4 protein-coding genes, 8 tRNA genes, 3 rRNA genes and 1 pseudogene are annotated in these 12076 nt (G+C 42.3%); all 16 read left to right on the forward strand.

Going from position 1 to position 12076, the window contains the following annotated elements; genetic code table 11:
- A partial coding sequence (locus AC3B6B_RS05625) for a helix-turn-helix domain-containing protein (protein WP_489757720.1) occupies window positions 1-1604 on the forward strand: 1604 nt, incomplete at its 5' end.
- A 270-nt stretch (window positions 1605-1874) separates the two neighbouring features.
- Window positions 1875-2138, forward strand: a pseudogene (locus tag AC3B6B_RS05630) (serine--tRNA ligase); the annotation flags it as partial.
- Between the two features lie 684 nt (window positions 2139-2822).
- Window positions 2823-4333 (forward strand): 16S ribosomal RNA (locus AC3B6B_RS05635).
- Window positions 4334-4429: 96 nt separating this feature from the next.
- Window positions 4430-4503: transfer RNA gene (locus AC3B6B_RS05640), tRNA-Ile, on the forward strand.
- Between the two features lie 12 nt (window positions 4504-4515).
- A tRNA-Ala gene (locus tag AC3B6B_RS05645) sits at window positions 4516-4588 on the forward strand.
- A gap of 108 nt (window positions 4589-4696) precedes the next feature.
- A 23S ribosomal RNA gene (locus AC3B6B_RS05650) occupies window positions 4697-7613 on the forward strand.
- 73 nt (window positions 7614-7686) lie between these two features.
- Window positions 7687-7803: ribosomal RNA gene (gene rrf, locus AC3B6B_RS05655) — 5S ribosomal RNA — on the forward strand.
- Together the 16S, 23S and 5S rRNA genes with 8 tRNA genes alongside form the textbook arrangement of a ribosomal RNA operon.
- Window positions 7804-7812: 9 nt before the next feature.
- Window positions 7813-7885: transfer RNA gene (locus AC3B6B_RS05660), tRNA-Asn, on the forward strand.
- 9 nt (window positions 7886-7894) lie between these two features.
- Window positions 7895-7985: transfer RNA gene (locus AC3B6B_RS05665), tRNA-Ser, on the forward strand.
- A 13-nt stretch (window positions 7986-7998) separates the two neighbouring features.
- Window positions 7999-8070, forward strand: a tRNA-Glu gene (locus AC3B6B_RS05670).
- A 5-nt stretch (window positions 8071-8075) separates the two neighbouring features.
- Window positions 8076-8148 (forward strand) — tRNA-Val (locus AC3B6B_RS05675).
- Window positions 8149-8176: 28 nt separating this feature from the next.
- A tRNA-Glu gene (locus AC3B6B_RS05680) sits at window positions 8177-8248 on the forward strand.
- Between the two features lie 5 nt (window positions 8249-8253).
- A tRNA-Val gene (locus tag AC3B6B_RS05685) sits at window positions 8254-8326 on the forward strand.
- 111 nt (window positions 8327-8437) lie between these two features.
- A complete protein-coding gene (locus tag AC3B6B_RS05690; protein ID WP_489757721.1) occupies window positions 8438-8599 on the forward strand; it encodes a helix-turn-helix transcriptional regulator in 162 nt (53 codons plus the stop codon).
- 991 nt (window positions 8600-9590) lie between these two features.
- A complete protein-coding gene (locus AC3B6B_RS05695) occupies window positions 9591-10766 on the forward strand; it encodes a class I SAM-dependent methyltransferase (protein WP_489757722.1) in 1176 nt (391 codons plus the stop codon).
- Between the two features lie 107 nt (window positions 10767-10873).
- Entirely contained in the window at window positions 10874-12073 is a 1200-nt protein-coding gene (metK, locus tag AC3B6B_RS05700; RefSeq protein WP_489757723.1) for a methionine adenosyltransferase, read from the forward strand.
- Window positions 12074-12076: the final 3 nt, after the last annotated feature.

A 12076-nucleotide genomic window follows, 5' to 3' on the forward strand; every position in this document is an offset into this window, starting at 1 on the left:
GGGGTATCACATTGGAAAAAGAACAAGACTTATTTTTGTCAGTTTCTGATATGGAGAAGTTACGCTTGTTTGAGCGGGTCAGACAATTAAAGATTATGGAGATTTCTTATCGCGATGATCTCAAAGCTCATCAAAGTCTAGATTTTGATATTAAAGATATTAATTTTCGCCAAGCAGCTGCACAAATGAATAAAAGTTACGGCAGTATCTATAATACTTACGATGGTATTATTCAAGATATGAAGGAATTATTGGGGAAAGATGATCCAACAATCGAAGAAATTTTTTCTGTTGACAATGATCAGTATCACTTTTTTTTAGTTTCCCATTCGGATGCTTACAACTTTATGATGGCGATTTTGGAAGATACTTGTCAGTCATTTGATGATTTTTATCAAGAGTGTGGCAATAGTAAAGCAACTGCTTTGCGCCATTTAAAACCGATGCGTTTATTTTTGAAAACTTTTAACGTACGAATTACTTATGAAAAGATGCGCTTTGTCGGGGAAGAAACAGATGTTAGATTAGCAATATCCGCAATGTTTTGGGAAGCAACGCGGGGATTTGCTTGGCCTTTTAAGACTATTTCTGAGGAAGAAAGCGAGTGGCTCGTCAATCAAGGCTTGGAGGCTTTTCAAGTAGTAGCGCAACCGAATCCGATGACTTTTCGGGTTTATCAAATTTATGCCACTGTCAATTGCTTACGGATTTATCATGGCCATTTTGTGGAACGCAATGCGAAAATCGACTGGGTACGTTATCCAAATCTGAATGTTTATGAAAGCTTCATGACCGAAGATAGTTATGAACGATTTGCGGACAGTGACTTTGCTAAAATCATTCAGTACTATCGAGATTTGACGCCCGCCCGTTTAATGAATGAATCTTATAATATGTATAATTTGGTTAACTGTTCATTATCCATTGTTCCTTGTGGTAATGAAAAAGCCGATGAAATTCTTGACCATATTCAAGAGTATGATACTAAGATTTACGACTTTGTGGGGGCATTCTTACAATCGATGCCTTATAATATTCAGCGACAATTTAATTTATCCGATGAAATTGTTAAGCTCTATCGCATTGCCTTGATGCGGGTCTTAATCGGGGGCTTGGCATTTGGTAATAGCTATTACCAAATGGTAGAAGTCTACACGGGAGAAAAATCAGGGCTATCCAGTATTGATTTGCCAGAGTTTAAGAAGACCATCCGGAATATTTTACAGCATTTATTTGAACAAAATGAATTTCAAGATTTTCAAGATAAAGTTAATTTGCTGACCAATGCGGTTTACAAGATTTTGCTTCGAGTCGTGGTCATGTTTTCTGATCATTTTGCAGTTCAAGTCTACCTCAGTATTGAAGAAAATCAGTTATACCGTTTTGATATGGTAGAAACAATTGATAGTTTGCCTTACGTGCAATTAGTTCAAGATCCTAATGATGCAGATTTGATTGTGACGACTTCGAGTCATTATACGTTAGATCCTACACAACATGACATTTATATCTTTAAGTGGGAACATGATGCTAATAGTGCCCAATATGGCCAGTTGATAAGTTTAATTCGGGATATTTGGACGGAGAAAAAGATCTCCAAATAAAACTTGCCTTTTAATGTTAGTTATATTACTATCAACCTAGATAACGTAGATATCTTACCGACTTTACAGAGAGCTAGTGCAGTGCTGAGAGTTAGCAGTTGGTGTTCCAATATCGTTTCAAACGGATAATGAATAAATTATACGGTCAGCCCCGTTATAGCTGTTAGAGCGTAGTGTGAAACACTAAAATTGGGTGGTACCGCGATGAAGAGTTGATTCGTCCCTTTAATGGGGATGAAGACAACTCTTTTTTATTTAAAGGAGGAAATTATGTTAGATTTAAAAGTGATTCGCAATAATCCTGATTGGGCGAAAAAAAAGTTAGCTGAGAGAAATATTGCAGGGGAAGAGATTGATCATTTACTAGACTTAGATGTTAAGCGCCGCCAAGTGATGGCGCAAACTGAAGATTTGAAAGCTAAGCGCAACGAAGTTTCGAAGCAAATTGCTCAAACTAAGCGACAAAAGCAAGATGCTACTGCCGCGATTGCTGCCATGAAAGAAGTTGGCGCGCAAATTAAAAATTTGGATGAGCAATTAGCAAAGCTTAATGACCAAACGGATTATATTTTAGTCCGCTTGCCCAACTTTCCCGATGATTCAGTGCCTGTTGGCAAAGATGAGTCTGCCAATGTGGAAGTTCGTAAGTGGGGCGAAATTCCGCACTTTGACTTTGAAGCCCAAGCTCATTGGGATATTGGTGAACAATTGGGAATTTTGGATTTTGAACGGGCTGCGAAAGTTTCAGGTAGCCGCTTTGTCTATTATTTAGGTGCCGGTGCGCAATTAGAACGGGCGTTATACAACTTTATGTTAGATGAGCATCAAAAAGATGGTTATACAGAAGTTATTCCACCTTATTTGGTCAATAGTGATTCCATGTTTGGTACTAGTCAGTTTCCTAAGTTTAAAGAAGACGTTTATACCATTGTTGATGAAGAACGGCCATTGACTTTAATTCCTACTGCTGAAGTTCCCCTAACTAACTATTATCGTGGCGAAATTTTGAGTGAAGACCAATTACCAACTTATCTTACGGCTTTGACACCATGTTTTCGTTCTGAAGCCGGTTCTGCTGGCCGTGATACCCGCGGTTTGATTCGCATGCACCAATTTAACAAGGTGGAAATGGTTAAATATGTTAAGCCGGAAGATTCTTGGGATGAATTAGAAAAATTAACCGCAAATGCGGAAAATATTTTACAGAAGTTGGAATTACCATATCATGTCATTACTTTGTCCAGTGGTGATGCTAGTTTTAGTTCTGCAAAGACGTATGATTTAGAAGTTTGGATGCCCCAGCAATTTGTTCACACCTTAAATGGTCGAGCAGTATGTATCGGGAAATTTCGAGTTGTTCTAATTGTACAGATTTTCAAGCACGGCGCTCACAAATGGCTGTCACTAAAGGATGGACCTGCGGCGTATTAGCTAGTTGGTGAGGTAAAGGCCCACCAAGGCGATGATACGTAGCCGACCTGAGAGGGTAATCGGCCACATTGGGACTGAGACACGGCCCAAACTCCTACGGGAGGCAGCAGTAGGGAATCTTCCACAATGGACGAAAGTCTGATGGAGCAACGCCGCGTGGATGAAGAAGGTTTTCGGATCGTAAAATCCTGTTGTTGAAGAAGAACGTGCTTGAGAGTAACTGCTCAAGTAGTGACGGTATTCAACCAGAAAGTCACGGCTAACTACGTGCCAGCAGCCGCGGTAATACGTAGGTGGCAAGCGTTGTCCGGATTTATTGGGCGTAAAGGGAGCGCAGGCGGTTTGAAAAGTCTGAATGTGAAAGCCCTCAGCTTAACTGAGGAAGTGCATCGGAAACTGTCAAACTTGAGTGCAGAAGAGGAGAGTGGAACTCCATGTGTAGCGGTGAAATGCGTAGATATATGGAAGAACACCAGTGGCGAAGGCGGCTCTCTGGTCTGTAACTGACGCTGAGGCTCGAAAGCATGGGTAGCGAACAGGATTAGATACCCTGGTAGTCCATGCCGTAAACGATGAGTGCTAAGTGTTGGGAGGTTTCCGCCTCTCAGTGCTGCAGCTAACGCATTAAGCACTCCGCCTGGGGAGTACGACCGCAAGGTTGAAACTCAAAGGAATTGACGGGGGCCCGCACAAGCGGTGGAGCATGTGGTTTAATTCGAAGCAACGCGAAGAACCTTACCAGGTCTTGACATCTCCTGAAAGCTGTAGAGATACAGGGTTCCCTTCGGGGACAGGAAGACAGGTGGTGCATGGTTGTCGTCAGCTCGTGTCGTGAGATGTTGGGTTAAGTCCCGCAACGAGCGCAACCCTTGTTACTAGTTGCCAGCATTAAGTTGGGCACTCTAGTGAGACTGCCGGTGACAAACCGGAGGAAGGTGGGGACGACGTCAAATCATCATGCCCCTTATGACCTGGGCTACACACGTGCTACAATGGATGGTACAACGAGAAGCGAACTCGTGAGGGCAAGCAGAACTCTAAAAACCATTCTCAGTTCGGATTGCAGGCTGCAACTCGCCTGTATGAAGTTGGAATCGCTAGTAATCGTGGATCAGCATGCCACGGTGAATACGTTCTCGGGCCTTGTACACACCGCCCGTCACACCATGAGAGTTTGTAATACCCAAAGCCGGTGGGGTAACCCTTCGGGGAGCTAGCCGTCTAAGGTAGGACAAATGATTAGGGTGAAGTCGTAACAAGGTAGCCGTAGGAGAACCTGCGGCTGGATCACCTCCTTTCTAAGGAAAAATAAACGGAAAGCAGTTGGCAAGAAACTTTGTTTAGTTTTGAGAGGTCTACTCTCAGGGCACCAAGAGACAAGCGCGAAAGAAATCGGGCCTATAGCTCAGCTGGTTAGAGCGCACGCCTGATAAGCGTGAGGTCGATGGTTCAAGTCCATTTAGGCCCATAGAAATAGTACGGGGGTTTAGCTCAGCTGGGAGAGCACCTGCTTTGCAAGCAGGAGGTCATCGGTTCGATCCCGTTAACCTCCATTGACAGGAAACTGTCAAGGACATTAGTACTTTGAAAACTGAATATTATGAGAAGAAAGACACCGAGAATCGAGAGATTCGAAGAAAGTAAGAAACAGTAGTAAATAAGGTTAAGATAATAAGGGCGCACGGTGGATGCCTAGGTACTAGGAGCCGAAGAAGGACGCAACGAACAGCGAAATGCTCCGGGGAGTTGTAAGTAAACGAAGATCCGGAGATATCCGAATGGGGGAACCCGGCTAAGGTAAAGCTTAGTCACACTGCGACGAAAGTTGTAAGTGAGGAAGACATGGTGAACTGAAACATCTAAGTAGCCATAGGAAGAGAAAGAAAAATCGATTTCCTGAGTAGCGGCGAGCGAAACGGAAAGAGCCCAAACCAGAGAGCATGCTCTTTGGGGTTGTAGGACTGGGACGTGAGATAGTCGAAGATAGCTGAATCAGTTGGGAAGCTGAACCAGAGATAGTGATAGTCTAGTAGGCGAAATCAGAGACACTCTACCAGTATCCTGAGTACGGCGGGGCACGTGAAACCCCGTCGGAAGCAGGGAGGACCATCTCCCAAGGCTAAATACTCCCTAGTGACCGATAGAGAACAAGTACCGTGAGGGAAAGGTGAAAAGCACCCCGGAAGGGGAGTGAAATAGATCCTGAAACCGTGTGCCTACAAGTAGTCAGAGCTCGTTAAAGAGTGATGGCGTGCCTTTTGTAGAATGAACCGGCGAGTTACGATTGCGTGCGAGGTTAAGTTGAGAAGACGGAGCCGTAGCGAAAGCGAGTCTGAATAGGGCGAAAGAGAGTACGTAGTCGTAGACCCGAAACCAAGTGACCTACCCATGTCCAGGTTGAAGGTGCGGTAAAACGCACTGGAGGACCGAACCCACGTAAGTTGAAAATTGCGGGGATGAGGTGTGGGTAGCGGTGAAATTCCAAACGAACTTGGAGATAGCTGGTTCTCTCCGAAATAGCTTTAGGGCTAGCCTCGGAGAAGAGGATCTTGGAGGTAGAGCACTGTTTGGACTAGGGGCCCAACATGGGTTACTGAATTCAGATAAACTCCGAATGCCAAAGATCTTTCTCCGGGAGTCAGACGGTGAGTGATAAGATCCATCGTCGAAAGGGGAACAGCCCAGATCACCAGTTAAGGTCCCAAAATCCATACTAAGTGGAAAAGGAAGTGGAACTGCACAGACAACTAGGATGTTGGCTTAGAAGCAGCAACTCATTTAAAGAGTGCGTAATAGCTCACTAGTCGAGTGGTTCTGCGCCGAAAATGTACCGGGGCTAAGTATGGTACCGAAACTGTGGATGTGCATCGAAAGATGTACGTGGTAGGAGAGCGTTGTAAGCACGAAGAAGCCAGATCGAGAGGACTGGTGGAGAGCTTAGAAGTGAGAATGCCGGTATGAGTAGCGAAAGACCAGTGAGAATCTGGTCCACCGGATGACTAAGGTTTCCTGGGGAAGGCTCGTCCGCCCAGGGTTAGTCGGGACCTAAGATGAGGCCGAGAGGCGTAATCGATGGAAAACAGGTTGAGATTCCTGTACTGTTCAGTGTTGTTTGAACGATGGAGGGACGCAGGAGATGAATTGTGAGCATGCAGCTGGAAAAGCATGTCTAAGCAGCGAGTCTGGATATGAGTCAAATGCTTATAACCGCGAAGGATGAGTTGTGATAGGGAGCGAAATTAAAGTAGCGAAGCACAATAGTCACACTGCCGAGAAAAGCTTCTAGTGAGACACTGAATACCCGTACCGCAAACCGACACAGGTAGTCAAGGAGAGAATCCTAAGGTGAGCGAGAGAACTATCGTTAAGGAACTCGGCAAAATAGCCCCGTAACTTTGGAAGAAGGGGTGCTGGTGTAAGAGCCAGCCGCAGTGAAAAGGCCCAAACAACTGTTTATCAAAAACACAGGTCTCTGCAAAATCGTAAGATGACGTATAGGGGCTGACGCCTGCCCGGTGCTGGAAGGTTAAGAGGATGAGTTAGACTTCGGTCGAAGCCCAGAATTGAAGCCCCAGTAAACGGCGGCCGTAACTATAACGGTCCTAAGGTAGCGAAATTCCTTGTCGGGTAAGTTCCGACCCGCACGAAAGGCGTAATGATTTGGGCACTGTCTCAACGATAGACTCGGTGAAATTATAATACCCGTGAAGATGCAGGTTACCCGCGACAGGACGGAAAGACCCCATGGAGCTTTACTGTAGCTTGATATTGAGTTTTTGTGTAACATGTACAGGATAGGTAGGAGCCGTAGAGATCGGTACGCTAGTATCGAAGGAGGCGCTGGTGGGATACTACCCTTGTTATATGAAAGCTCTAACCCGCGCCGTTGAAGCACGGCGGGAGACAGTGTCAGGTGGGCAGTTTGACTGGGGCGGTCGCCTCCTAAACAGTAACGGAGGCGCCCAAAGGTTCCCTCAGAATGGTTGGAAATCATTCGTAGAGTGTAAAGGTAGAAGGGAGCTTGACTGCGAGACAGACAAGTCGAGCAGGGACGAAAGTCGGGCTTAATGATCCGGTGGCACCGTATGGAAGGGCCATCGCTCAACGGACAAAAGCTACCCTGGGGATAACAGGCTTATCTCCCCCAAGAGTTCACATCGACGGGGAGGTTTGGCACCTCGATGTCGGCTCATCGCATCCTGGGGCTGTAGTCGGTCCCAAGGGTTGGGCTGTTCGCCCATTAAAGCGGTACGCGAGCTGGGTTCAGAACGTCGTGAGACAGTTCGGTCCCTATCCGTCGCGGGCGTAGGAAATTTGAGAGGATCTGTCCTTAGTACGAGAGGACCGGGATGGACATACCACTGGTGTACCAGTTGTCTTGCCAAAGGCATAGCTGGGTAGCTAAGTATGGAAGGGATAAACGCTGAAAGCATCTAAGTGTGAAACCCACCTCAAGATGAGATTTCCCATTCAGTAATGAAGTAAGACCCCTCAAAGAAGATGAGGTAGATAGGTTGCGAGTGGAAGTGTAGTGATACATGGAGCTGAGCAATACTAATCGGTCGAGGGCTTAACCAAGGGTGTCGAGTAAGAACATAATATTCAGTTTTGAGAGGACTAAGGTTCTTTCAGAAGGTAAGAAGAGAGCAAGTGTGGTGGCGATAGCGAGGAGGAAACACCTGGAATCATGCCGAACACAGAAGTTAAGCTTCTCAGCGCCGAAAGTAGTTGGTGGGAAACTACCTGCGAGGATAGGTCGTTGCCATGCTGCTCTTATTCCGGTTTAGCTCAGTTGGTAGAGCATCTGACTGTTAATCAGGGTGTCGTCAGTTCGAGTCTGACAACCGGAGTTTTTATTTGGAGAGTTGTCCGAGTGGCTGAAGGAGCATGATTGGAAATCATGTATACGGGCTTTTACCTGTATCAAGGGTTCAAATCCCTTACTCTCCGTTAGCTTTTAGCTGACCCGTTGGTCAAGTGGTTAAGACACCGCCCTTTCACGGCGGTAACATGGGTTCAAATCCCGTACGGGTCATTTTTGGAAGATTAGCTCAGTTGGGAGAGCGTCTGCCTTACAAGCAGAGGGTCACAGGTTCGAGCCCTGTATCTTCCATTTTATTTTATAAATAAATATTTGTTCTGACCCGTTGGTCAAGTGGTTAAGACACCGCCCTTTCACGGCGGTAACATGGGTTCAAATCCCGTACGGGTCATTTTTGGAAGATTAGCTCAGTTGGGAGAGCGTCTGCCTTACAAGCAGAGGGTCACAGGTTCGAGCCCTGTATCTTCCATTTTTAATATCTTGGTAAAGCATTGATAATTAATCAATGCTTTTTTTGTGTTTATACTAGGTTTGACTAAAAGTGTTAAAGTTATTTGACATTATGAAATGGAAAATAAGATTGCCAATTTTAAAAAAACAGCGTTATTCACAGGCGCAGTTAGCTGAATTAGCTAATGTTATACGGCAAACTGTTAATGCTATTGAAAATAATAAGTATGATCCGTTGTTGTTGGTTTGGGAGTGGTCATATGTTTTTGCATATTGTCACTTGGACCATTAAAAAATGTATACAATCAAAAATGGCACTTCCTAATTAGAAGTGTCATTTTTAATTCAGGTTTATGTTGATAAGCTAGACTATTTTGTTATCTTTGCTTTTATAAGGGAATTTTTCCTTTAGCGTTAGCTTCTTGTTTGCGAGTGGTTTAGTTACTGCTAATTATTAAAATTAGATCTGGATTACCAGCCAGACTGTACTTTTACTTTCGCAAATATTTTAGCATTAAAATTTAAATGAAGTAATTTAAAAAACTAAAAATTCCTCGCACAATATCTAATTGGTAATCGTTTAGTTTTAAATGGAGTAAATATTTAACTATTAAAATTATTAAAAAGCAACCTAAATAGCTCACAACTGCTAAGTTGGTTAAATAATGTAGTAGGTATAATCCCAATAAAACTACTCCAATGCAAAACCCACCGATAAAAATCTGGTGCGAGTTGTTAGTTAGTGTAGTCAGTAAAGTAAAAAAATTAATTAAAATAATATTTAAAATAATTTGGGCGGATAAAAAATGAAGTATTGGAAAAACAATGACAATACTACTAAAAATCGGCAGAAAAAAATTCCAGATAAAAGTTGAAACAGAATTATTAGCAATAAATAAGCAAATTAGTAATTCGCATAACCAAAGAATAAAGAGGTAGTGAGGGTACGATTGCAATTTTAACAAATAAGCAATTGCCAGACTGAATACGAAATAAATAAGATTGAAATATTTATTGGCTTTTAAGGGGTGGAAAATATTACTATAAACAACAATCAGAATTGTTAAGATTAACGACACCATACTATTGTGATCATAGTTGGTGGGGTATTTTAAAGTTAAAATCATCGGATAAATTAACAAACTTATGAGATTAGTTGCGGAATTGATTAGTTTCATTGCTGAACTCCTTTATGAAGACTAGTTTAATTTTACTAAATTTGAAGATTATTAGCTAATGGTGTAATGTAGGACTATTGGATTGAGAAATGAGGTCAATAATCTATGTTAGAAAAAACTTTTTATAAAGAGTTATTAAAAAATTCGTTTAATATTCCTCTTAAGGTAACCTATTGGGATGGTAAGACTGAAACTTATGGTACTGGCGATCCCCAAATTCATATTACTATTCATGAAGCTATTCCAATTAAAGAGATTGCAGCTAACGCTTCAATTGCTTTAGGTGAAGCGTATATGGATAAGAAAATTGAGATCGATGGCAGTATCGAAGATTTAATTTTAGCCGCTTATCAAAGTAAAGATAGCTTTTTATACAATAAAAAATTTAAACAATTTGTTTCCAACCGTCAACATTCAGAGAGTAAAAATCAAGAATATGTTCAAGATCATTACGATATTGGTAATGACTTTTATAAACTTTGGTTAGATGAGACGCTAACTTATTCTTGTGCGTATTTTGAACATGAAGATGATGATTTAAAAACTGCACAGTTGAATAAAGTTAATCATATTTTGAAAAAGTTAGATCCTCAACCAGGCAAAACGTTATTAGATATTGGTTGTGGCTGGGGTACTTTAATGCTGACTGCTGCACAAAAATATGATTTAAAGGTTACGGGCATTACTTTAAGTGAAGAACAGTATAAGTATGTGACTGCACAGATTGAAAAATTAGGTCTGCAAGATCGCGCAGAAATCTTATTGACGGACTACCGTGAACTGAAGGGCCGTCAGTGGGATTACATTGTTTCTGTGGGCATGTTTGAACATGTAGGTGAGGAAAACTTGCCAGGTTATTTCCAAGATGTTAGTGATTTCTTAGTTGACAATGGTAAAGCGTTGATTCACGGAATTACGATGCAAACACAACATGGTGGTTCCAATGGCTGGATTGATAAGTGGATTTTCCCAGGTGGGTACATTCCCGGCTTAACAGAAAATATCCAAAATATTATTGGTTCCGGATTGCAAATTGCTGATACTGAAATGTTACGTAGACATTATCAAAAAACCCTTGAAATTTGGGATCATAATTTCCAAGCTAAATTACCAGAAGTCATTGAGATGATGGACGAACGTTTTAGTCGCATGTGGGATTTGTATTTACAAGCTTGTGCTGCTTCCTTCGCTTCCGGACATATTGACGTTGTGCAATATCTATTAACTAAGGGTCCTTCTGGAACTGGTTTGCCAATGACTCGTGATTATGTTTATAAATAATTAAGTATTAATGTTTTTAAATATGTGATAACATATTTTAGTTAACTAAATTCCCGATGGGGCTATTTAGCTTACCTGTAACCTAAATTCAAGGGGGAAGTATTTTTATGGAAAAAGAACGTCATTTCTTTACATCGGAATCTGTTTCAGAAGGACATCCAGATAAAATAGCTGATCAAATTAGTGATGCTATTTTGGATGCTATTTTAGCTAAGGATCCGCAAGCACGGGTTGCTTGTGAGACTACAGTGACCACTGGATTAGTTTTGGTTGCTGGCGAAATATCAACGACCGCTTACGTTGATATGCAAGCTATTGTACGTCAAACGATTCGTGAAATTGGCTATACGGATTCGGCTTACGGTTTTGATGCTGATACTTGTGCCGTGATTATTGCGGTTGATCAACAATCGCCTGATATTGCGCAAGGGGTGGATGACGCCTTAGAAAAAAGAGATTCAGACAATGATACTGATCCGCTAGATCAAATTGGTGCTGGCGATCAAGGCTTGATGTTTGGTTATGCTACCAATGAAACACCAGAGTTTATGCCTTTGCCGATTATCTTGGCTCACAAGTTGGTTTATAAGGTGACTCAGGTCCGCAAACAACATGAATTGACTTATTTACGCCCAGATTCAAAGGCGCAAGTTACTGTCGAATATGATGATAACTGGAAGGCTTTACGGGTTGATACAGTTGTTTTAAGTACGCAGCATGATCCAGATGTCAAGTTAGCTGATTTACGGCAAGATGTGATTGAGAAAGTGATTAAACAAGTTATTCCGGCTGAACTATTGGATGCTGAAACTAAATTCTTTATTAATCCAACTGGACGCTTCGTTTTAGGTGGTCCAAGTAGTGATACTGGATTAACTGGTCGTAAAATTATTGTCGATACCTATGGTGGTTTTGCTCATCATGGTGGTGGAGCCTTCTCTGGCAAAGATGCGACTAAGGTTGATCGTTCGGCTAGTTATGCGGCACGTTATGTGGCTAAGAATTTAGTTGCTGCTGGGGTCGCTGATCAAATTGAAATTCAATTAGCTTATGCGATCGGGGTAGCACGTCCAGTTTCTATTAATGTTAATACCTTTAATACAAGTGATTATAGTGATTCGCAAATTGTGCAAGCTATTCGGGAAGTCTTTGATTTAAGACCAGCCGGAATTATCGAGATGTTAGATCTAAAGCGGCCAATTTATAAGCAAACGGCTGCTTATGGCCATTTTGGGCGCACTGATGTGCAATTGCCATGGGAACAATTAGACAAAGTTACAGCGATTCAGCAAGCTATTAAAAAGTAGGGA

The sequence above is a fragment of the Bombilactobacillus sp. ESL1197 genome (genome assembly GCF_058107145.1).